This is a genomic window from Chryseobacterium sp. AG363 (genome assembly GCF_003610675.1).
Lineage (GTDB): Bacteria > Bacteroidota > Bacteroidia > Flavobacteriales > Weeksellaceae > Chryseobacterium > Chryseobacterium cucumeris.
The window spans coordinates 1,257,248-1,279,066 of sequence record NZ_RAQF01000002.1; the positions used below are offsets into that span (position 1 = coordinate 1,257,248).

At 36.8% G+C, this 21,819-nt stretch carries 21 protein-coding genes; 12 read left to right on the plus strand and 9 right to left on the minus strand.

Going from position 1 to position 21,819, the window contains the following annotated elements; all coding sequences use genetic code 11:
• Positions 1–221: 221 nt before the first annotated feature.
• The gene (locus DEU39_RS05550) at positions 222–1,709 is read left to right on the plus strand and encodes a recombinase family protein (RefSeq protein WP_120231232.1); all 1,488 of its coding nucleotides are present in this window, start codon (positions 222–224) and stop codon (positions 1,707–1,709) included.
• Positions 1,696–1,878 (plus strand): hypothetical protein, encoded by a 183-nt coding sequence (locus tag DEU39_RS05555; protein ID WP_002978681.1) that lies wholly within the window; start codon positions 1,696–1,698, stop codon positions 1,876–1,878. Before DEU39_RS05550 ends, DEU39_RS05555 begins: the two co-directional genes overlap by 14 nt.
• A gap of 606 nt (positions 1,879–2,484) precedes the next feature.
• On the opposite strand, the gene DEU39_RS05560 is transcribed toward DEU39_RS05555, so the two are convergent.
• A complete protein-coding gene (locus DEU39_RS05560; protein WP_047433473.1) occupies positions 2,485–2,664 on the minus strand; it encodes a hypothetical protein in 180 nt (59 codons plus the stop codon).
• Positions 2,665–2,774: 110 nt separating this feature from the next.
• Entirely contained in the window at positions 2,775–4,268 is a 1,494-nt protein-coding gene (locus DEU39_RS05565; protein WP_228436660.1) for a hypothetical protein, read from the minus strand.
• 498 nt (positions 4,269–4,766) lie between these two features.
• On the opposite strand from DEU39_RS05565, the gene DEU39_RS05575 reads away from it, so the two are divergent.
• Complete coding sequence (locus DEU39_RS05575; RefSeq protein WP_228436662.1) at positions 4,767–6,056, plus strand: chloride channel protein; 1,290 nt, start codon at positions 4,767–4,769, stop codon at positions 6,054–6,056.
• A 443-nt stretch (positions 6,057–6,499) separates the two neighbouring features.
• On the opposite strand, the gene DEU39_RS05580 is transcribed toward DEU39_RS05575, so the two are convergent.
• Both DEU39_RS05580 and DEU39_RS05585 read right to left on the minus strand, forming a co-directional pair.
• Positions 6,500–7,414 (minus strand): helix-turn-helix domain-containing protein, encoded by a 915-nt coding sequence (locus tag DEU39_RS05580; RefSeq protein WP_120231233.1) that lies wholly within the window; start codon positions 7,412–7,414, stop codon positions 6,500–6,502.
• Positions 7,415–7,460: 46 nt separating this feature from the next.
• Positions 7,461–8,363, minus strand: coding sequence for an SDR family oxidoreductase (locus DEU39_RS05585; protein WP_047433477.1), 903 nt, complete (start codon positions 8,361–8,363; stop codon positions 7,461–7,463).
• Positions 8,364–8,630: 267 nt separating this feature from the next.
• Here DEU39_RS05585 and DEU39_RS24300 point away from each other — a divergent pair, with 267 nt between their 5' ends.
• Together DEU39_RS24300 and DEU39_RS05590 are read left to right on the plus strand one after the other, a co-directional pair.
• On the plus strand, positions 8,631–8,807 hold the full coding sequence (locus DEU39_RS24300) for a hypothetical protein (RefSeq protein ID WP_183037379.1): 177 nt from the start codon (positions 8,631–8,633) through the stop codon (positions 8,805–8,807).
• A gap of 162 nt (positions 8,808–8,969) precedes the next feature.
• Positions 8,970–9,335, plus strand: a complete 366-nt coding sequence (locus tag DEU39_RS05590) for a hypothetical protein (RefSeq protein WP_120231234.1) — start codon at positions 8,970–8,972, stop codon at positions 9,333–9,335.
• 425 nt (positions 9,336–9,760) lie between these two features.
• Here DEU39_RS05590 and DEU39_RS05595 read toward each other — a convergent pair whose 3' ends face one another.
• The 3 genes from DEU39_RS05595 to DEU39_RS05605 form a co-directional block, all read right to left on the minus strand.
• Entirely contained in the window at positions 9,761–10,048 is a 288-nt protein-coding gene (locus tag DEU39_RS05595) for a helix-turn-helix domain-containing protein (protein WP_120231235.1), read from the minus strand.
• Between the two features lie 107 nt (positions 10,049–10,155).
• The gene (locus DEU39_RS05600) at positions 10,156–11,007 is read right to left on the minus strand and encodes an RteC domain-containing protein (protein WP_120231236.1); all 852 of its coding nucleotides are present in this window, start codon (positions 11,005–11,007) and stop codon (positions 10,156–10,158) included.
• Positions 11,008–11,052: 45 nt separating this feature from the next.
• Positions 11,053–12,729 carry an AraC family transcriptional regulator gene (locus DEU39_RS05605; RefSeq protein WP_120231237.1) on the minus strand — a complete coding sequence of 559 codons (1,677 nt, stop codon included), beginning with the start codon at positions 12,727–12,729 and terminating at the stop codon, positions 11,053–11,055.
• A 287-nt stretch (positions 12,730–13,016) separates the two neighbouring features.
• Between DEU39_RS05605 and DEU39_RS05610 the strand changes: the two genes are divergently transcribed.
• The 7 genes from DEU39_RS05610 to DEU39_RS05635 all read left to right on the plus strand — a co-directional run bounded on the left by DEU39_RS05610 (position 13,017) and on the right by DEU39_RS05635 (position 17,776).
• Entirely contained in the window at positions 13,017–13,220 is a 204-nt protein-coding gene (locus tag DEU39_RS05610; protein ID WP_047433482.1) for a hypothetical protein, read from the plus strand.
• A gap of 8 nt (positions 13,221–13,228) precedes the next feature.
• The gene (locus tag DEU39_RS24305; protein ID WP_183037380.1) at positions 13,229–13,402 is read left to right on the plus strand and encodes a hypothetical protein; all 174 of its coding nucleotides are present in this window, start codon (positions 13,229–13,231) and stop codon (positions 13,400–13,402) included.
• 9 nt (positions 13,403–13,411) lie between these two features.
• Positions 13,412–14,923, plus strand: a complete 1,512-nt coding sequence (locus DEU39_RS05615) for a MauE/DoxX family redox-associated membrane protein (RefSeq protein ID WP_120231238.1) — start codon at positions 13,412–13,414, stop codon at positions 14,921–14,923.
• 29 nt (positions 14,924–14,952) lie between these two features.
• The gene (locus tag DEU39_RS05620; RefSeq protein ID WP_047433484.1) at positions 14,953–15,216 is read left to right on the plus strand and encodes a hypothetical protein; all 264 of its coding nucleotides are present in this window, start codon (positions 14,953–14,955) and stop codon (positions 15,214–15,216) included.
• Between the two features lie 377 nt (positions 15,217–15,593).
• Entirely contained in the window at positions 15,594–15,980 is a 387-nt protein-coding gene (locus tag DEU39_RS05625; RefSeq protein ID WP_120231239.1) for a hypothetical protein, read from the plus strand.
• 192 nt (positions 15,981–16,172) lie between these two features.
• Entirely contained in the window at positions 16,173–16,559 is a 387-nt protein-coding gene (locus tag DEU39_RS05630; RefSeq protein ID WP_047433486.1) for a hypothetical protein, read from the plus strand.
• Positions 16,560–16,654: 95 nt separating this feature from the next.
• Complete coding sequence (locus DEU39_RS05635) at positions 16,655–17,776, plus strand: aspartyl protease family protein (protein ID WP_047433487.1); 1,122 nt, start codon at positions 16,655–16,657, stop codon at positions 17,774–17,776.
• 88 nt (positions 17,777–17,864) lie between these two features.
• On the opposite strand, the gene DEU39_RS05640 is transcribed toward DEU39_RS05635, so the two are convergent.
• Together DEU39_RS05640 and DEU39_RS05645 are read right to left on the minus strand one after the other, a co-directional pair.
• Entirely contained in the window at positions 17,865–20,420 is a 2,556-nt protein-coding gene (locus tag DEU39_RS05640) for a prolyl oligopeptidase family serine peptidase (protein WP_120231240.1), read from the minus strand.
• A complete protein-coding gene (locus DEU39_RS05645) occupies positions 20,410–21,813 on the minus strand; it encodes a RagB/SusD family nutrient uptake outer membrane protein (protein WP_227942430.1) in 1,404 nt (467 codons plus the stop codon). Before DEU39_RS05645 ends, DEU39_RS05640 begins: the two co-directional genes overlap by 11 nt.
• Positions 21,814–21,819: the final 6 nt, after the last annotated feature.

Genomic DNA, 21,819 nt, shown 5'->3' on the forward strand with positions numbered 1-21,819 from the left:
AAAGTTAGATATATAAAATACTACTTGTTTTTAAAATTATACTATCCATAGAGAAATAAAATTGTTCTTTTTAGTGTAAAAATAAATCTGGTACATTAAAATATATAGTAACCGTAATTTAAAGATATTCTTGTCAGTTTCATTATTTGGTCTGAAGCATATATTTCGTATAAAAACCTAACTTAAATGTTTTTAAATTAGGTGTTAATTACGTCACATTTATGAAAACAGCTTACTTATACGTCAGAGTAAGTACTGACGAACAAAAAAGAAAAGGTTACTCCCTACCGGAGCAGGAAGACAGATTATTGAAATATTGTAAATACAACAATATCGAAGTTAAAGGAATTTATCGTGAAGACTATTCTGCTAAAAATTTCAATCGTCCAGAGTGGAAAGAATTATTCTCCGAAATTAAAAAGAAGTCATCAGAAGATAAAAATATATTATTTATTAAATGGGATCGATTTAGTCGCAATGTCGAATATGCTTACGAAATGATTGGAAAGCTTCGGAAGTACAAGACAACCGCAATGGCTATCGATCAACCTATTGATTTCTCCGTGCCTGAAAGTACTGTTATGTTGGCTGTATATTTAGCCGTTCCAGAGGCAGAAAATACTCGAAGAGCTCAAAATACTTCTAATGGTATTCGTCGAGCTAAGTTAATGGGTAGATATCCAAATAAAGCTCCCATAGGATTTATCAACGTAACGATAATTGATGGTAAAAAAGCTATTGTACCTAAAGAACCGGAAGCTGAAATTATAAAATGGGCTTTCAGTCAAGCTGTTCAAAATCATCACAAAATATCTGAAATCAGTAAAATAGCTAATGAGAAAGGATTGATATGCTCACGATCATACTTTTTCCGGATTTTGCGCAATCCAATTTATTGTGGAATCATATCAGTTAAACTTAATTCTAATGAAAGACAGATGATAAAGGGATTACATGAACCATTAATATCTGAGGCATTATTTGATCAAGTTCAATCTGTCATTAATACAAAAAGAAAAATGACAGCTAAAAGAGATGATTTAAAAGAAATGTTTTTTCTTCGAGGCTTTTTGACTTGTCCTGTTTGTGGTCGAAAACTTACCGGAAGTTTTTCAAAAGGTAAGCAGAATAGATATCCCTATTACCATTGCGACAATCGTTGCAAAATTAGAATTGGTGCAGTTTTACTTAATGACAGTTATCAAAATAAACTTCAAGAATTAATACTAGCAGATAACACGATGGAGTTGTTTAAGAATATTTTGGAAAATCAGAATATAAAGACTCAGAAAGCGAGTTATTTGTATGCTCAACAATTAGTAGACAGAAAGATAAAAGAGGAAAAATTAACGCTTTCTCGAGGAAGGAAATTATTTATAGCAGGAATATTAAAGATCGATGATTATAATGAATTAAAACAAGAAAGTCAAATCAACACAAAAAATCTGAAGAAAGAAGAGCGTGACATTACTCTTAATTTAAGAGTAATCGATAAAATGAATCAAATGGAAAATAAGACATTTCGTGAGATTTTCCAAAAATTTGTCGAGTTTGATACTTCAGATAAAAAGCATCTTGTGAATCTTATTCCTCCTATTGATATTGATTATAAAACTGGAGACCTTTCATTAGAATTTAAGCCAGCATTTTCAAAAATATTGTCAAAAAAAAGTAATCGAAAAAACAATAGGAAAAATGAATTTCATTGATAGAACTGTTTCAGTAGAACAAGCGATTATTATTCTGGCCAAGAATGGTGTTCAGGTAAATGAGAAAGAAGCTAAGGATATATTAGAATTGCTATATTTAGTAGCAAAAACCTACAATAATTCAAAAGAGAAAAAAAGCTCTAACCTTAAGGAGAATTCGAAATCTTAATGATTGTAGATTACAAGCCTATTGTGGCACTTTCAGACTGTTTATTTCAAACAGACTAAGTATTTTACGTTTAAAACATCGAACACAAAAGGTCAAATTTTAAAAATTTGATAACTAAGCATTTACGGATAAAAAAAGGAGATAACTAATAAATAGTTGTCTCCTTAAGTCGCAGAGTTGCATTTTCCGAACACTTTTATAGAAGATTTGAACAAAATAGCTGAGCTTGAGTCGTTAAATTTTAAAATTCATATTTGATTATTTTAATCTACCACTTTGGAACTATCAATTTTAGCTATGAACCTTCCATTGCCTTCTATCTCATGAAAGTTCAATCCCCTTGTTACAGCTTTAAAATCTGCTTGAGAGTTTTGAAACGAGGCAAAGACAATACTTTGTGCTTCTTGCTGCAAAGACAGCTCTCTTAAGAACTCATGAAAATCTTTTTAACAAAAGCGGGTGACTCCTATCTTTAGCATAGGAAGTCTCTAAAAGTGCGATATAATAAGCCCACATGGCGCGAATATGATCACTTCCGGAAGAATCAAACCGTAAGTCATAATATTTCAGTCTTCCATTTGGAAGGGCTACTTCTATTATTGGCATTTACTTATCACCGGATATGCGAATAGCGCTTTTATCTTTACTTTGATAGTTGAAATGTGTTAATAAAGTAACGAAACAATTTTCCAGCAATTGAATCTTTTCATCATCCTGTTTCGTAAATAAATCTTCTCCTAAATTTGATTCTAAGCCTTTTAAATTTTCCCACTGATCTGATAGCATTTTGAGGCGATTTTTTAAACCCACTGTAGTTTCTTCAAGCGCTTCATAAACTATAATTAATTTTTTCAGATTGATCTTTAAATATCAGGCTTTTCAACAAAACATAACTGTTATTTAATGGTTACAGCCATGTTAGGAACTACAATATCGCCTGTTAAACCTGTATAACGTTGTGCAAATATTTCAACATAATCATTCGTGGATAGTTCAGTTGTGCCATTAATTGGCAATACCACAATATCATTTAAAGCAGCTCCACGTCCATATACTTTATACTGACTGATGGCTGTTCCGTTTTTTGCAATATAGATGATATAAGTACCGGCTGCAGGTACCTGAAATGATACAGAACCCGTGACCTGAAAAATTCTTTTCTTTTTACCCACATACTTCAACCTGTTAGGAACCCCATCCGTAGTAAATCTGAACAGGTTTGATGAGGTGGAAACAGATGTTGAAGTGCCAATTTTTACAATATTACTTGGATTGGAGCTGTTAAAACTTACCCCAATACCGGTTCCTACTGGATAATCAACTGAAAAGTCACCAACAGCATTGGTGTCTGCTTCAGTTAGAAGACCTGCTGCCCTGACGGTCCAACTGTTATTAAAATTGTATCCTGAATACGTCCCAGTAGTATAAGGCTTGACATATCCAGCTGTATTGGTTCCTGTAAATACAACGGATTCCATCACCGCATCTCCTGTAATGGTAAGCCCGCTTGTTGAAACATCAAAACCGATTGCCGAACCGTTGACCTGACTAAACCCGCCCTGTTTTTCAACCGATGTAAAGGTTCCCGTAAGCTTTTCGTAGGTGCCGGAATTATTAGCTGCCCAACCCATATTGCTGAGCAGAAGCTGCCCGATATTATTATAGGTTATACCATTGGTATTTCCGGTAAACTGGATGATACTGAGAAACACCAGTCCAAGCCCGGAAATGGTTCCCACACTACTCGAGTTGGCTACAACACTATCTCTGAAGATAAGATTCTGGGTAGCGGCACCTGATATATTAAAAACATTTCCTGATGGTGCACTGAGGGTAACACTCTTAATACTTCCCCCTGTTGCTCCCTCAAAAATATTTCCTGTCGTTCGGACAATAATATCGTTATTGGTATCAAGTCCGTGTATATAAGCATTATTAATTTCTATAGGTCTGTCAAAAACTATCTGTCCGTTGATTTCATACAATGTATCTGCATTCAGAAGGTACCTTGTTCCACCTCCTGCACTTAGTTCCGTTGCCAGCACTGTAGCTAAAACATCTGTAGACTTTATTCGCTTAAAATTAAGTCTTTCAGAGACATTACTTCCTACAGGGAACCATGCTGCCGTATTGGAAGCATAATAGTAAAGCTGTTTGAAATTAGTATCGTACACGATGAGTCCATCAGCAGGTGAAGCAATAGCGATCCGCTGGGCTGTTGTCAGACGTGGAGCTAGCAGCCCTCTTGTTGTGGAGTTGAGATCTAAAATAGAGCTGGGATGAGGAGTTGTTGTATTTATCCCTACCTGGGCTCTCATTGAAAATGAAATAAGAAAAGCCATCAACAACATAAAAAGCTTTCCTGTAAAAGAATTTTTTTTTGTTTTCATATTAAAAGATTTAGGTGGTTTGATAAGGTAATTTTATGTCTCGGGTAAGCAGTAAGTCAGAAAAACACTAATCAGCGTTTTCCGGTGGTCTCAGAGTAAAAATGATTGTGTTTTTGCAAGAAATTTTATTATATTTGATTAAAGTCTGTTATGAAAGCCGACTACTTAATCATGCGACCTCTCCTATTGAGAGGTTTTGTTTTTATTTGGTTCATTAATTTGCATCCTAGTCTTAATGTTACCAAGCCTAAGAATGAGGATCTTCTTATTATAAATTATGAACATGAGGATAACATACGCCTGCAATCCGATTCTGTTACCATCGATTTTTATTTGCTTGCTATAAATTGAGGGTAAAATTGTTTCTTTTTAGACATCCTAATGAAACACTCTGTTAGACATATAAGAATTATCTACTACTTCCCCTGCACTTGGGCGCAAAAAGAAAAATTCAAAAGAAATATCACTTATCTTTGCAGTTGTTTAATGTTTATTATTATGGAAAGCACTTCGATATACAGAAAAAAAGTAGTTCGATATAGTTATCTAAAATTGATTGCTTGTTCAATTTTGGTCAGTATAATTTGTTGTGTACTGGCTTATAGCTTAAAGCATAGTACTGCTTATGTACAGGAAAAATTATCTGAAAAAATTTCCGGCTTTGATCCGAGATTTTATATTATCGCACCAAGTATTGGTATTACGTTGATATATTTCCTGAGAAAATATGCTTTTCAAAGCAGAAAGAATAAGGGAATAAAAGAAATCTATACGACATTGGAAACAAGGAAAGATCACCTGCCCTTTTTTAAAATTCCTTCACACTACATTAATGGCTTCTTAACTGTTGCTTTTGGCGGATCAACGGGAGTTGAAGTCTCAACCGTTGTTGCAACCGCTACAGTAGGTAACCAAGCTTATAAGAGATTACAACCTGCAGGAGCTTACAAAACCGAATTGATATGTGCAGGGGCTATTGCTGGCGTAACTCTGCTATTTGGAAGTTCGTTGGGTGGTTTGTTTTTCGCATTTGAGGTCATTGCACGAAGATACAGCAGGACTTTACTACTTAGTGCATTAACTTCGATGTTCATTGCATCAATTATTGTTTATTATTTTGATTCCACTCCCCTCTTTACTTTTGCAGTAAAAGAATGGCGGTGGCAGGCAATTCCTTTTGTGATTATTTTAGGATTGATAGGAGGAGTTTTGGCACTTTATTTTACTAAGATTGTTATCTATGCAAAATCTTATTTTGCAGAGATAAAAAACAACTTTATCCGAGTTAATATTGGAGCAATAACGGTAGGAGTTTTTATATTTTTCTTGCCAGCACTCTATGGTGACAGTTATCATGGTCTTGAAGAAATTTTAAGAAATAGATTAGATAAATCTATTGATCTATTATACTTCTTTCCGCTGATCCTGCTCGTTCTGTTAAAACCCCTTGCAGCCTCACTTACATTAGGAGCTGGTGGTGACGGTGGTGTCTTTGCGCCTAGTATCGTAACAGGTGCAATATTAGGTGTTTTGTTTGCTCAGCTTTGTAACCATTATCTCGGAACTCAACTTGTGACTATTAATTTTGCACTTTTTGGTGCGGCGGCAATGCTTTCTGCTGCAATCCATGCACCTTTTACAGCAATATTTATTATTTCAAGTCTTGTTCCCAGTGGATATGTTTTGCTGCTACCATTACTAATTAGCAGTTTAGTTTCAAAAGTACTAGCGAAAAATCTCTTTCCCTATAACGTATATACTTATAAAGAAGAGGCTGTCACTAAATAAATAATACATATGCAGAAATCTAAGTACTTTAATTTTAATAAACATCTTCTACTTTATAACAAATTTCAAACACAAAATCAATGCTTTCCTAGCGCAATAATTTGTAAACATCATACTTAATTAAGGATACATATACGATTTAACAGCTACAGGTAGTGTAATTTAAGTAATTCTAAGTTCATTAGCATCTCCATATCTTCAAACCTTTCATCTTACTCTGAAAAGTTTGAAGTTGTTATGTCTCCACGCTTGGTCTGGCTTCTTCACTGTCTCCGTAAACCGCACGACACCCATCGCCATCAACATAAAAACCTGTTAAATTCCGGCTTGGGCCCCTTTTATATTTTTTACGTTATTTAATAATGTAATGAGCCAATGATATTGTCCATTATATCAGCCGTAATTTATTCAGCACACTATTTGATGAAGTCGCTACCACTTCCTTAATTGAATGAATTCCTGAACTCTAACGGTGAAATATTAGTTTTCGCTTTAAACAGTTTATTGAATGACTGTGGGTGTTCAAACCCCAGTTCATAGGCGATCTCGCTTATGGTAAGTTCAGTTGTGGAAAGTCTCTCTTTGGCTTTTTCGATTAACTTTTCATGGATGATTTGCTGCGTGGTTTGTCCGGTCAACGATTTGAGCATTGCACGCATGTATTGGGGTGATATATTTAGCTTTTCGGAAAGCAGCTGCACCGTAGGCAAGCCATGCTCTATTATATTTTTTCCTTCAAAATAATCCGAAAGAAAATTTTCCAACCTCTCCAAAAACTGATGAATGACTTTCTTACGTGTTATAAACTGGCGCTGATAAAAACGTTGGGAATAATTAAATAGAGTTTCCAATTGAGAAATAATAATGTGTTGGCTGAACTGGTCTATATTGCTCTGATATTCCTGTTTGATATTTTCAATGATCTGCTTCATTTTCAGTTCCTCATCTTCTGATAGGAACAGCGCTTCATTAACAGAATAATCAAAAAATTCATATCTTTTGATGGAAGTGGAAAGTGCCGTATTCCAGAGAAAGTCCGGATGGATCATTAGCATCCATCCGGAAGGATTTCTTCCTTGTTCTTCACGTATCACACTTAAAATCTGATGTGGGGCCATGAAAAACATCACTCCTTCATCAAAATCATAATCATTCTGCCCATACCTGTACTTGTGCTCCATATCACGTTTTAGCGAGATCATATAAAAATCAAACAGAAGGCTCTGTTTTCCGACTTTTGTATGCTCGGTCATATCTTCAAAATTGATCACATTAATAAGCGGGTGCTTCGGCCCCGGCAGACCACGTAGTTTGTGGAAGTCTGAAATGGTCTTAATTCGAACAGGCTTATCGGACATGGAATTATGTGCTTTTATATTAAAATAGATAAAACAAAAATACAGATTATCGGAGTTCCGAAAAATAATACGAACCTTTTAAATCTTCCAATAAAGTTGGATGTACAGGATTCCATCCCAGCGCATTCCTTGTCCATTCACTTGAAGTGGGGTTATCCAGCTCTGCAAAATGCGTAAACCAGGAAAAATGCTGCCCAGCTTCCTGAGAATTCAGCGAGGTAAAAGGAATATTTAAACGATCCGCAATTTCAGCGGCTACTGTCTTGAGCTCAATTCCTTCTTCGGATACTGCATGATATCTGGTTCCATTTTCAAATGGTTTTTCCAGCGCCAATCGGTAGAGCCCTGCCGCATCCAGTCGATGCACAGCTGGCCAGCGGTTATTTCCATCACCAATAACCGAAGAGACACCTTTTTCCTTTGCTATTTTGATAAATAGCGGAACAAAGCCGATCTGATCTCCTTCACCATGCACAGATGGCGATAATCTAATCACGGCGACACGCACACCTTTTGCAACCTGATCGTCCGCGGCATTTTCAGTTGCAATCCTCGGATGTGGGTGATGGACGTTGCGGTCTTTCTCAGTTGTGATGCCATCTTTTGAAAAAAGTGCAGTGCCGGAAGTGATGAGAAAGGGCTTGTCCGTACCAACCAGAGCATCTCCTATGGCGCCGATTACATCCCTATCCAATTCACACATTTCCTCAAACCGCCCAAAATCATGTACAAATCCTAAGTGTATAACTGCATCAGCTGCATTAGCCCCAGATTTCAGACGTTCAAAATCAGTAAGGTCACCTTGGTGGACCTCTGCTCCTGCTTCAATTAACTTCTTTGCAGATTCTTCCGACCTTGCAAGCCCAAGAACCTTGTGACCAGCTCCTAATAATTCTTGTACTACAGCTGTTCCTATGAAACCTGTAGCGCCTGTAACAAATACTTTCATTTCTAATATTATTTATGAAGCAAAGTTCGGGGTTCTTATATCGCAAAATGTAGCCAAAAATAGCTTTGTTGTAGCCAAAACTTACAATTTAACTAAGAGTGATTTAGATGTTTGATTTTAAAGGGTCTCTTAATTGGCAGATATCTCTGTATAGTCCCCGGCGAAACGCAATCCACATCATCAATTCCGGCAATCCTGCTACTGTGTGCATCCTGAATTATCTATTTATCATCAAATCCAAGTAAGAAAAACTTCGAGGATAAGGAAATGTTATATCCATATACCATTACAGGTATTTGGAAAATCATGGAAGATCATCTTAAAAATAGAGAAATCAGAAATAAGACTGTGCTAATACAGACTGGCTGGGATATAGATGACAAGGCTAACAGAACAAGACCAGTTCACACAGAGCTACTGGGTACAGGGATTTTGATTGTCTAACATCTTTGTAATTTACATAAATTGCCGGCTAAGAGTTTTTTCCTTCACCGCCGCTCCACCAAAATTTAAAGGTGTCGGGACATTTCCGGTAAGAACTTTTGCTTCAATTGAAAAAAATCATTAAGTTCGAATACGAACTTTATTACACTAAGAAAATTAAACATGGCAAAAAACATTGGACTAACGAAAGATGCCGGCTGGCAGTTTGGAATCAGAAAAACTATGCCAACGAACGTGGAAACACTTTGGGAAACCTTTTTTTCAGACAGGGGCTTAGGCTACTGGGCTGAGGGGGTTGATCAGAACTTTTCGACTTTTAAAGAATATTCACACATCCGAACTACATGGAAGCATAAAGATTTTGAAGAAAGGGCCCATTTGCAGGTCAGGTTTATTCCAACTAAAGATAAGGATAAGACCACAATTTCGATTCATGTTGATAATTTAAAAAATGAAAGTCAACGTGAAGTAACTAAAAAATACTGGTTGGTCGTGATTGAAAGTCTATACTTGCTAACAGCACCCTAGATCTCGGGCCAAGGGGCTAAATCTAATTTTTACTTTCCCTAACAGCTTCGAATAATCCAGGATAACTTTTGATTATACTTCTTGATCTACAAGAATCGTAGTTGAGAATCAGAATCAATGTTTTCATATAGAGATTGCTTTATTGGATTGAATACCATTGCCTTATCGGTTTGATTTCATTGCTCAGGATGTAAATGTATAAGACATCAATTTAAATTATAGCATGAATAATTTTGTGTTCATATCCTCGTTTCTTTTTTCCCCGACAATATAACTCTATATCAACATCATTTTTGGCAGTCACACGGGTATATGCACCATCCCAATTATCTTTCAAACCCGGACTTAACACCTCTCCATCTAAACCAATAAAGTTAATTGGCTTATTTATTTCATAACTGTAAGATGCCTATCTGCGATATTCTTCATTCAATCCGGCGAAAACTATCTCTTATCAGCTGATGAACATCAGAAAGTTTATAATACAACTTTCCGCTTATTGTATAATATGGCAGCCTTTTATCTGAGCGGTAACGTTGCAATGATCTGGCACTGATCTTAAGTAATTGCAAAACATCCTGATTGTCCAGTAACTGTTCTCCGTCAATACTGTTTAAATCATTTTGCTTTCGACTTAATTTTTCGCTAAGGATATCAAATCGGATCATAATACGCTCCATCCATGCCATAAACTCTGTTCTGTCAATGTTCATGATATTTATTTTTAAGAATAAAGCAAAGTTTACACTTTATTGTGAAATTCTTTCGGTAGGTTCTCATAACTACCGAAAGATTATCCACAAAAAAACATAAGTTCACTTCATTGATCACAATCTGTAAAAAACTGATTAAGATTGTCGTTTAAAAGCTTAAGAAACTTAGTCCTGTTAATTTTTCTGCTTTTAATTTCATGGAGGGTCTTATAAAAGTTCCCTAAGTTAACATTCAGTGATTTTTCGGTAAAGCGTATTACCTCGCTGAATTCAATATTTCCGCCATTGAAACAGCAGGTTTGATGAAGTGCGTAGAGAAGTTCAACCAATCCTGACTTTGAAGCGGACCAGTTCAGGGGCGACCTGTCAGTGACTTTCTCAAAAATGTATCCTTCTGTTTGGCTAATCGATTTTAAAAGATATTTCTCTAAAAGATCATTGGCAAGAATCTGAGCAATTAGGTGATCATGCGACGTGGCAAACTTTTCATCATAATTATACAGTCCAGATTGAAGCTTTGTTTTGAGATCAAATTGATTCCTGACAAAATATTTCTGGTCCAGAAATGCAGCTTTCCTTCTGTAATATTCATAAAAGTCAATATGCTGCTGATAAAAATCTTTAATTAATTGCAATTCACAATTATAATATTCTTTAAGACTTGCTTGTCCTGCATTCGGTTTGGCCGCCTCAATAGCTAATAAATTTGAATAATAAATAAAGCGCGAAATAAAAAGCGGCTTGAGTTCTTTAAAAAAGTAAATTTCATCTGCTATGGATGAAAATTCAAGTCTCCCCACCATTGATTTGATGAGTCTTATGGCTGTATCAATTTCCATTAAAGATTTTTCGCAGGCTCCTATCCTATCTTCACTATGAGCAGAATCAATCATCTCTAATTTTTTGTCCAGTTCTGTTTGTAATTCTTTGCACTTTTTAAAAAACAGCTGTATTTCCATATTTTTGTTTAAAAAGTACAAAAATTAATCAACTCCTCTTTTTCATCAATCCTGAACAGTACCATCATTATTTTTGTTATTCTCGATATTCTGGATAAACTCAACAGGGCTCATTGAAGTCATTTCATGAAACAATTTAGAAAATTTTGATCTATTGGAAAAACCACATTCTTTAGACAGGTCATCGACCGCATATTTTCGCCATAGAGAATCGTGAATAAGCCTTTCTTTTGCATATATAATTCTTAAGCGGTTAATATAAGCATTAAAATTGCAGCCTTTATGCTCATTGATAATGGCAGATAAATATGCTGTATTGGTCTTCAGTTTCTTGGCCAGCTGGTTTTGTGTCAGTCCCTTTTCAAGATAAAAATTTTTCTCTTCCATTTGCCGCAGCTTACTTAGAATGTCTTCCACCAAATGTTCAGGCAGCCTGGAAGTCTTGACACTACTGCTCTGCTTAGGATCATCCTCATCTGGTTGAACATACTCCTTTTCCTTTTTACTTTTTTTCCTTGTTCTGTAATAACCTGCTACAGAAAACACTAAAACACTGATGAACGAAAGCAGTGCTATGGTATAAACGTAGTACGAGGTATTTTCCAATTTTTTCTTTGACTCCATCAGATCTTGTGTATCATATTCTTTATGAATCCTGGTTGAGAGATACTTAAAATCTGCAGATAATATTTTATCGAATTTCAATAATTGTGTAGTATAATAAAGCTCTTGTTTGTGATCTTTCTTATTTCTATAGTAATCAATAAGCAGCTCATATGTTTCTCTGGTCGCTGGTAAAACAAAATTATTTTGCTGAAATACAGAATCCACTTTTTTTAGGAAACCTATTCCTTCATTGTCTTTTTCATTCCTTAACAGAATTTTACCTTTCAAAAAGTAAATAACTGAGGCATTCGTAAAGTCATTTATCTTTTCAATAGCTCCTATCGCAGTATCAAAATCCGACAGCGCCTCTTTATCCTTGTTATTAAGATAAGCCAGGACGGCTTTAAGCTTATAAAAATAACTCCTTTCCAGATCAAAATCTTTATCATTTGATGATTGTCCCAAGCCCTGTTCTGCAAGCCCTGCTGCTTCCTGATACCTGCCAAGCAGGACAAGACAAATGCCCATCTGATTAAGGCTGTTCAGATAGCCCTTCTTTCTGTTATATCGAAGATTGGGAAGTGTTTCCGAAGTATGGGGTTTATTATAATATCTGCTGCATTGTAAAAAGACACTAAGGGCTTCCTCGTAATATCCCAGATAGCTTTTAACCACTCCTATATGATAGAGATTTTTGTAGTAGAGATACGAATTATCAGAATCTTTTAGATATTTCCAGGCCTTTAGATATTCATCTAAGGCTTTTTGATATTTACGTAACGTGAAATAATATATACTGCCCTTAGTGAGATAGGCATTTCCGATTGTTTGAGAATCCTTTGACAATAATGCAGCCCATATCGTACTATCGGCGTAAACAAGTTTTCTGTCTTTGCTAAAGTAGACTGCATCCCTGTAAGCCTGTGATAATTCTTTGTAGTTGTTTGTTTTTCCAGCTTCTTTAATATAGGGATTAACAAATTCCAGTGCACGGGCATCATTTTCATCAAAGTTATCATAACGTGCCCTGTAGTCTGAAAACTTCTGACCATCCGTTAAAATGCTAATAAATACGAAAAGAAATATTGCTTTTTTCAAAACAGAAAAAGTTTTCATCACAAATTTTTCAAATACAATGATTATTATTCAAAAGTACACAAATTGAAACAGGAATAAAATTATTTCAACAGAAAGGGAATTTAATAATCATCAAAACACAACACAACAAATTGATTTCCAAAACATTAAATCAATATTATATTTTGATTTAATTTACAAAACATACCTCAATAATTTATAAATCAAGTCCAAACATCATTTTTTTCAGTCCGTCGATGTTCTAAATTCGTTCTCAGAATTCTAATAAAAACCGGCCGGGATCATTAATTTTTAAATCCCAGAATATGAAAACCTTAATTTACATTTCATCAGGAATTATCATCACTATAATCCTGCATGCCTGTCATCCGGATCAATCTGTATCAGCCGAAGGTCCTCAGGAGAATAATCTCAATATTAATAGTCTTTCTGCAAAATCAGACAGCACACAATATATGGAAAGCGATCCTCCTAAAGATCGCGACCATTGGAAACCTACAAACCAATAACCATTGAAATGAATGATACATCAATTCCAATCCTGACAATAAGATCAGGACAAAAGTGTCCGGTCAGCGGGCTATGGAAAAACAAGGGGACTTTCACCACAACAATCATTATTGCTGAGAAATCAACAATGCCGGAATATTGCGGACAAAAAGTTGTATGGATTCTTTTATACCAATGCTAATAAAATACCATGAGAAAGCTCGTTGAACAACTACCGACATTAACTGCTTACTTTTTTGTACTGCTGTTTATGTACGCATCGGTAAGCAAGATTCTTGATTTTGAAAATTTTCAGGTTCAGATTGCCCAGTCTCCTATTCTGACAGCTTATGCCGGAGTGCTATCTTACGCTGTAATAAGTATTGAATTACTGATCGTTATTCTGCTGCTGATTCCACGTTTAAGACCTGCAGGTTTATTCTTTTCTCTGGGGATAATGACCAGTTTCACCGCTTATATCTATATGATCCTGCATTATAGTGAGTCTGTTCCGTGTTCATGCGGGGGTATTCTGGAAAAAATGGACTGGGATGAGCATCTTTTTTTCAATCTTGTATGTGTACTCCTGGCAGTTATTGCGTTGATCTGTATCTATCATAACCAGCAAAAAAACAGATATAAAGCTTATATAATACTATGCGCGACTATCCTGACAAGCTCTTTTGTAGTCATTCTGCTTTATATCAGTTCAGAATACACCATAAAAAAGGAAAATAATTTTACCCGTCGTTTTCTTATCCATCCGCTGATTGAAGATAAAGTATTAAAGCTTGACAATGAACATTATTACTTTGCCGGAAATAACACACTCAATGTATTTCTGGGAAACAAATCAACCCCTTTGGCTCTGACATCCACGGATAATCTTTTTAACGCATTACAAACCATGCATATCTATCCCGATCAGACAGATCACACCTACACTAACCTGCAATTAAGGGTAAAAGATTCAGATTATTATCTCTATGACGGAAGTGTTCCTGTTATTTATAAAGGAAAACTAACAGAACCGGCAGCCCGGACCATCAGCTATAACGAAGTGTACTTTAATCAGCTTGTCGTTATTGATTCTTCAACCTTCGCAGTAAGAATACGCAGCAGTAAGACTGGAGAATATGAATTAGGATTGCTTTCTCTCAATAGTCATCCGAAATTTACCTTACATGACCAGTTGCTGGAAAAGCAGATTGATGGAATATTTGATGCGGACGGCCAATTGGTTACTGACTTAAAAAGCCAACGTATCACCTACATGTATGCCTACAGAAATCAATTCCTGGTAATGAATGACCAGCTTCAGCTCAAGAAATTCAAAACCATTGATACCATTTCAAGGGCGCAGGTTGAGCCCGTTACTCTGGCGGATGGCAGTACAAAATTAAAATCCCGCCCTCAAAAGGTTAACGCTGCCTTAGCGGCTAATGGTCCTTTCCTTTTTAATCAATCCCATCTCATGGGAAAACACGAAAGCAAAGACCGTTGGAAAAGCTCTACGATTGTTGACATCTACAGGACGGACAAACAGGAATATACCGGAAGCTTTTATTTAGATCGTATTGATAACAAACCCGTTTCTCAGATTATGGTCACCGATCAGTACCTCTATGCTATAGCCGGCAGAAAACTGATCCGCTACCGATACCGAACATCTAATGTAAAATATTTTACAGCAGGGGAAGCTGAAAACCTGAACAAAGAGTAAGCAATCATTAACCAAAAACTTCAATTATTATGAAAAAGTTTCTTATTCCTGCCGCCCTGGTGATTATGGGCACAGGAGGTGCATTAGCATCAACCATCGAAAGTTCATCCAAAGTGATTACTATTGGATACAGAGTAGGCAATTTCGGAGAACCTACCTGTGTAGCCGTTAAAAACTGTGAAACAGTTAACACAGGAGTACTCTGCACGTACACAGATGCCACAGGCCCTCACAACTTAAAAAGAATGAGCGGCTCACAGTGCTTCGGAGATTTGTTTGAAATTTTACCGTAAACCCTATCAATTAACAAAAGAGGATGCCACAGGCATCCTTTTTATTATTTAGGATTACTTTGAGAAGCCTGAATCACAATATAATTCAGCCACATTTCATTTAACAGCGGTTTTATTTCTGAATTGTATGGTAATTTTTTTAGTGAATAGCTGCTAATCCCAACCGATGATCTACGCTATGTCCTTTCTCCACTTTCCACTTTACGGTACTGCCGTGTTGATAGTTTTTTTAAAAAAAGATGAAATTTTCTTCATTTAATTTTTAACACGACGAGTTCTGTCGCTACACGAAACTATCTTTGTATCAGTAAGAAAAAGGATAAGAGCTCTTCCAAACTTTACTTAAATTATTAACCAATTAACCTAACCAAATCATTATGAACAAATTCCCATTTACTCCTGAAGGAGTACAAGCAAAACAAGAAGAACTGAGTACATTAACTCTTGAAGAGAGATTAAAAATTGCTGAATATGTAGCAATCAATCCTGTTGAATTCATTTCTGAAAACTTTGAGATGTCTGACGAGCAGCAGGTATATTTAAAAGAACTTGAACTGGTCGATATCAGAGTAACAGGATTCAGCCTTGCTATTGGATTCTTAGGACAGATTCCTGTTGAAATGCAGGATACAACACCTCCTTCAGCTTTCGCTGCAAGAGGAAAGAAAAAGAAGGAACTTTCAGCTAACGTAAGTACAACAACCAATCCGCAGACTGGTACTACTACTGTTACAGGTTCTGTAGGTATCAAGTGGTCTTGGTAATCTATGACTGTTATTGTAATAAAGGCTGTCTGCATGACAGCCTTTATCAAAAAAAAACTAATTTTTTTCATTTAATTTTTAACACGACGAGTTCTGTCGCTATGCGAAACTATCTTTGTTTCAGTAAGAAAACAGAATAAGAGCTCTTCCAGTCTTTACTAAGTATTAACCAATTAACCTAACCAAATCATTATGAACAAATTCCCATTTACTCCTGAAGGAGTGCAAGCAAAACAAAAAGAACTGAGTACATTAACTCTTGAAGAGAGATTAAAAATTGCTGAATATGTAGCAAGCAATCCGGTTGAATTCATTTCAGAAAGCTTTGAAATGTCTGATGAACAGCTGTTGTATTTAAAAGAAGTAGAATTAGTCGATATCAGAGTAACAGGATTCAGCCTGGCAATCGGATTCTTAGGACAAATACCTGTTGAGATGCAGGATACAACGCCTCCTTCAGCTTTTGCTGCAAGAGGAAAGAAAAAGAAAGAACTTTCAACCAATGTAAGTACAACAACGAATCCACAAACCGGTTCGACTACTGTTACAGGTTCAGTAGGTATCAAGTGGACCTGGTAATTTACCAAGGCTTATGAACAATAAGGCTGCCCCCATATGGCAGCCTTTATTTATTTTTTTAATTATATTTGCCTGACACCCCGATAAATAAGAAAATGAAAAATATTAAATCACATTTATTTATATTACTATTAACACTAACCCCTTTCTTTTTTAACGCTACGACCATACCTTTTGAGCTTATCGATGGAAAAATTGTTGTTGATGTGAGTATTAAAAATAATAGACATAGCTTTATTTTTGATTCGGGAGCTTTTACCATCATTTCAGCTGAGCTAAAAAACCAGCTGAATGAAAAAAAAAGTACAACTGTTTTCGAAGGCGTAGATGCAAATAACGCAAAGTCTAAGATGGAGGTTTTCTCAACAGATTATATCCAAATAGCAGATCTGAAAATGAAAAACATCAATTTTTCATTTGCTGACATCAACTGGATGAGTGGCCGGGCATGCAAAAAGATCAGCGGGATTTTTGGTGCCAATATGATGAAGGATAAGGTTTGGCGGCTAGATTTTAAGGCAAAGACTATTACAGTCTTTGATAAACCTCAGGAACAATCTGGTACTGTTGCAGCAATCCCTTTTTCCGAAGAAAGCTTCACGGGTGTTCCCAAAATTAATGCTAAAATAAGAAATCAAAATATAGAATTCATTTTTGATACCGGCTCAGGAATGGGCTTTACAGTAAATCAAAAGGTGTATGATAAAATAAAAGATAAAGACTTTATAACTTTTGAAGGACTCTTATCACAATCCTTAAATAGTATTGTAAAAGGGCAAAGACAGGTTGATCTAATGGAAGTCGAGCTTAATAATACCCAACTTGGTCCTCAAATTATTGACAGCAGTTCAGATTCTCCTAATCTCATTGGTACAAAATTTATTGAAAACTACTTGGTAGACCTTGATTTTATCAGCAAAAAAATTCTTCTTGCCAATGAAGGGAAAAAACCGCAATATCAAAGTTTCGGAATCGCATTAGCTCCTGTTGACAACAGCATTGTTATTGTTAACAAACTTGAAGTTCCTCAATTATCAGAGATAAAACTAACGGATAAAATTATTAAAATCAACAACTCTGATGTAACAAAGGCCTCAGGCGACACCTTTTGTAAAATAAAGGAACTCCTTGACCAAAATCAGTCTATTACCATAGAGAATGAATCTCATAAAACATTCACTTTAGAAAAAAAAGATGTTTTACAGTATCTGCATTAGAATTATATAATCACGTAACAGCACTTATCATGCTAAAAGCTTCAGAATATTTCTGAAGCTTTTAGTTTTATTTACCACTTAGTAATTCTTAAAACTGTATATCTTTTTTCATTTGTTTCTCTATCCATGGAATCCCCCTCTTCCCTTTCAGAAAATAATCCCACCAATCCCGTATCCTAATTTCCAAATCTTTCTCTGCCAAGGAACCAGTTGTAAAAACATGTCCTTCTCCCGGATAAAGCAATGCCACGACATCCTTTTTATTTCTTTTCAATCCTATATACAATTCAATCGTCTGATCCCATACAATCCTTTTATCCTCCATCCCGGTCCATAAAAGCATCGGGGCACTCACTAGATGTACATTATCAATCGGATTATTATCCATATACAGCTTCTTATTTTCTGCAAAAGAAGCATCCATATTATACTGTCCCTCTTCAAACTGCCAGTAAAAAGGAGTCGATGATGTTTCATTATAGGAAAAATACATTCTGGTCAGATCACTGGCTCCTGCTCCGGAAATATAGGTCTTAAAACGGTGGGAATGTCCTGCTATAAAGTTTGTCCGGTAGCCTCCAAAAGAATGACCTATCAATCCTACATTCCTAAGATCAACGCCCGGATGATTCTCTAAAGCATCCAGAGAACTTTCCACACAGTCGAGTGCTGAGAGTCCTACCCCGGATACTCCGTTTACAATATCCGGCAGATACACAAAATATCCTTCTTCCAGAAGCTTCTTTATAGAAAACCCTACCGGAAAATTATTGAGTGGTGACAAATACTGGTTAGGATTTCTGCTTTGCACCTCATAGATATGTACCACCATCGGATATTTTTTCCCTTCTGTATATCCAATCGGATAATACAGAAGCCCTTTTAAAGATATCTCCTCTTTATTTTTAAAACTAATAATCTCCATACTAATCAAAGCAGATGTTTTATCCTGTGGATTACTCTGAAAGATAACATCCCCTTTTGGGTGTCCGATCTCTTTATAAACAATCCCCGGCGGCTTATGAAGGCTTTCTTCTACATATATGGCTTTATTTAACATTCCATCCGTCTTATACCACGTGATATTAGAGCCTGAAGAAGCCATGAGTGTTTCTACCTTACCCTTATGCCATTTTAAAAAAGTCTTCTCTATGGTTCCTTTCCTTGTTAATGACAAGAGCACCGGAGCATTTATATCCAGTATGCTTCTTCTGAAATTATAACCTGTTTCAGGATATAAATCCGTTTCATCTTTAGTGACCACCCTTACTTCATTTTCCTTATCGATAGTAAGTGCCGTAAACTTTCCATTATTGATTTCATATCTCCAAAGATCACTGCTGGTTTCAAAGTAGATCGTTTTGCCATCTTTACTGAAATACGCTTTTGTCAGGTCCTTTTTTTCAAGAGCTACCCTATTTAACGTTTCTGTATCCAACAATATCCATATTCCTTCCTTATTTTTATACACAAAATGATTTCCGCGATCTGATACTGAAACCTCCGCCTGCATGATGCCCAGATCTTCATACGTATTCTTTTTCATATTATAAAACCAGCCATGAATCAGAGGAAACAGGGTGGAATAATTCTGAAGTTCATCCCTGTTAAACATCAGAAAGTAATCCGAGTTATTCAGGCTTGCTACCGTTGTAAACCGGTCAGAGGGAACCTTGATCACCTTGCCTTCATCTTTCTGCCATATCCAGTATCTTTTTACAAAGGAACCTTCCTGCTTCGCCTCGAGATTCCCGTCATTTCCATACCAGATATCCACCGTTCCTTTTTCTGCCGCAATATGCGTCATTCCCGTAATCATAACCGCTTTTCCTTTCTGTATTTCCGTAAACCGCAGGTATTCCTCCTGCTTTATTTCTCCGATATCCGGATACAGCAGCTCTAAGTCCGCCGTATCCACAAAAACAATTTTCTGAGACTTACTTTCTGTACCAGCATTACCGCCACTTGACACTTCTTCCTTAAGAATCATCAATTTTCCTGAAGGTGTTTCCTCAATGCTCCGTATCATACCGGATGTAGAATATACTCTTTCCACTTTATCACCGGAATACCTGACGAGCTGGTTTTCCCGGCCTTCTTTTTTCACAATATACAATGCAGATACTGAACCACTCAATCTGAAATACTGCACCCGCTCTACTCTTTCCAGCAGTTCAGATTTTGCATTGTAGATATGGAGAATACTGTCACTGGTCTGCACAAAATATTTCTGTCCTTTCTCCATGATCCCGCACTGTATAATACTTCCTGAATCACTGCCCTCCCGGCCTGTTTTCACTTCTTTCTGCATTCCTGTAGCAAGATTCCATAACAGGGCTTTTCCCTGCCCCAATGCCAGCAGCTGATTGCCTTTTACAAAAGAGTACTGGTATTTGTTGGTCAGCGTTCCAACCAGTGATTTTACTCCTGATCTTCCTGCAGCCAGTACCACTGCGGTATCATAATTATTCCTGTACACTTTTGTGGCTACGATCCATTTGCTGTCATCCGACACTTTATTAACGGCAATGTTGTAATACTGGGAACTTTCATCTTCCAATGAATCCCTAAAGACCTGTCCATAACAGACCATTCCCAACAGAATAAGTAAGAGAATAATCAGTTTATTGATGTTAATAGCCATTATTCTGCGGTTTAAGGTTAGGATTAAGGAGAATATCTTTCTGCGGAATGGGCCATACACTATGAAAAGTTTTCCAGTTGGGCTTTACCGCCTGCAGATCAGCGAGCCTGTTATTGCGTTTTAAGTCCAGAAAGCGGTGTCCCATTTCGGTAAAGAACTCCCTTCTGTTTTCCAAGAGGATTTCACCCAGTAAAAGCTCTTTTGAAACTGATGTTAAAGCACTCAGGCCTGCCCGCTGTCTCACCGGATTGATATACTGCAATGCTTCCCCAGTCTTATTCTGCTGAGCCAGCGCTTCAACCAGCAGTAAATAGACTTCTTCCAGACGGAAGACGATAGAATCTTCCGTATCATTGATGGTGATATTTTTATACTTATCCGCTCTGTACCACATATTCCCTCCCACGGTTACCGCAGCCATCCACTGCTGTTTTCTAAGGTCTCCCGCTTCAAATGAATTCACGAGGCTTTCAGATAACGCGTATCCTGTAGGCGCCGCTCCTGAAAAGTAGTATACCATCGCTTCTTTCACAGGATCACCGGGATTCGCGGGCTTTAACTGCCATATAATATGCTTTGAATCCTTCTGAAACACCTTTGACAAGTCATTCTGAAAACTGTACAGCGGACTCCCCAAAATGGTCTTAAGCACATGCTCTGCCTCTGCCCACTTCTGCCTTACCATATACACTTTGGCCAGCATCAGCTCTGCTGTTTTCCGGTTGGGATATACCCTTTCCGCGTCCCGGTACTGATCCGGGAGCAACCCCGCACAGTAAGAAAGATCCGTTTCCAGCCTTGACAGCACCTCCCCGGATTCTATCCTTGACAAAGACTGATTAACCTTATAATCCGTTGTTACCGGATAAGGAACGGGTCCAAAGACCTGCTGAAGATAAAACAAAAGCATGCTACGTACCAGAAGAGCTTCCCCTTCTATCCTGTTCTTTTCATTACCCGGCAAAGCTGATGCTCTGATTCCTTCTATGATGGCATTGGCAGCATAGATATGTTGGTAAGCGGTTGACCATACCGAATACACGGTAGAATTGGTATCGGTCTGCTGGTTATGATACAGCGCCAGTACGCCATTGGTATCGGTTAAGGCATAGGAGTCCAGATCATCGGTATAGACACCCAGAAAAGGTCCCAGTGACTCCCCTGACAACGGTGAGTTATCCCTTAAGCCTGCATATAACCCAGCCAGCGCTGCATTAGCGGTCTGAACATCCGCAAAGACCTTATCTTTTCCGATCTGATTGGAAGGCGTTTCCACTTCCAGCATCTTTTCACAGGAGAAAGCAAGGATACAAAACAGCAGAATCATTCCCGTATTCCTCCAGAACACCATCGCCTTACGATATTGATTTATATTAATTTTAGAATTTTTCATTATTAT

Bases quoted from the DNA above. Each gene is read 5' to 3' on its own strand.
- DEU39_RS05550 (WP_120231232.1), top strand. From the start codon at position 222: ATGAAAACAGCTTACTTATACGTCAGAGTAAGTACTGACGAACAAAAA.
- DEU39_RS05555 (WP_002978681.1), top strand. From the start codon at position 1,696: ATGAATTTCATTGATAGAACTGTTTCAGTAGAACAAGCGATTATTATT.
- DEU39_RS05560 (WP_047433473.1), bottom strand. From the start codon at position 2,664: ATGCTATCAGATCAGTGGGAAAATTTAAAAGGCTTAGAATCAAATTTA.
- DEU39_RS05565 (WP_228436660.1), bottom strand. From the start codon at position 4,268: ATGAAAACAAAAAAAAATTCTTTTACAGGAAAGCTTTTTATGTTGTTG.
- DEU39_RS05575 (WP_228436662.1), top strand. From the start codon at position 4,767: ATGGAAAGCACTTCGATATACAGAAAAAAAGTAGTTCGATATAGTTAT.
- DEU39_RS05580 (WP_120231233.1), bottom strand. From the start codon at position 7,414: ATGTCCGATAAGCCTGTTCGAATTAAGACCATTTCAGACTTCCACAAA.
- DEU39_RS05585 (WP_047433477.1), bottom strand. From the start codon at position 8,363: ATGAAAGTATTTGTTACAGGCGCTACAGGTTTCATAGGAACAGCTGTA.
- DEU39_RS24300 (WP_183037379.1), top strand. From the start codon at position 8,631: ATGTTATATCCATATACCATTACAGGTATTTGGAAAATCATGGAAGAT.
- DEU39_RS05590 (WP_120231234.1), top strand. From the start codon at position 8,970: ATGGCAAAAAACATTGGACTAACGAAAGATGCCGGCTGGCAGTTTGGA.
- DEU39_RS05595 (WP_120231235.1), bottom strand. From the start codon at position 10,048: ATGAACATTGACAGAACAGAGTTTATGGCATGGATGGAGCGTATTATG.
- DEU39_RS05600 (WP_120231236.1), bottom strand. From the start codon at position 11,007: ATGGAAATACAGCTGTTTTTTAAAAAGTGCAAAGAATTACAAACAGAA.
- DEU39_RS05605 (WP_120231237.1), bottom strand. From the start codon at position 12,729: ATGAAAACTTTTTCTGTTTTGAAAAAAGCAATATTTCTTTTCGTATTT.
- DEU39_RS05610 (WP_047433482.1), top strand. From the start codon at position 13,017: ATGAAAACCTTAATTTACATTTCATCAGGAATTATCATCACTATAATC.
- DEU39_RS24305 (WP_183037380.1), top strand. From the start codon at position 13,229: ATGAATGATACATCAATTCCAATCCTGACAATAAGATCAGGACAAAAG.
- DEU39_RS05615 (WP_120231238.1), top strand. From the start codon at position 13,412: ATGAGAAAGCTCGTTGAACAACTACCGACATTAACTGCTTACTTTTTT.
- DEU39_RS05620 (WP_047433484.1), top strand. From the start codon at position 14,953: ATGAAAAAGTTTCTTATTCCTGCCGCCCTGGTGATTATGGGCACAGGA.
- DEU39_RS05625 (WP_120231239.1), top strand. From the start codon at position 15,594: ATGAACAAATTCCCATTTACTCCTGAAGGAGTACAAGCAAAACAAGAA.
- DEU39_RS05630 (WP_047433486.1), top strand. From the start codon at position 16,173: ATGAACAAATTCCCATTTACTCCTGAAGGAGTGCAAGCAAAACAAAAA.
- DEU39_RS05635 (WP_047433487.1), top strand. From the start codon at position 16,655: ATGAAAAATATTAAATCACATTTATTTATATTACTATTAACACTAACC.
- DEU39_RS05640 (WP_120231240.1), bottom strand. From the start codon at position 20,420: ATGGCTATTAACATCAATAAACTGATTATTCTCTTACTTATTCTGTTG.
- DEU39_RS05645 (WP_227942430.1), bottom strand. From the start codon at position 21,813: ATGAAAAATTCTAAAATTAATATAAATCAATATCGTAAGGCGATGGTG.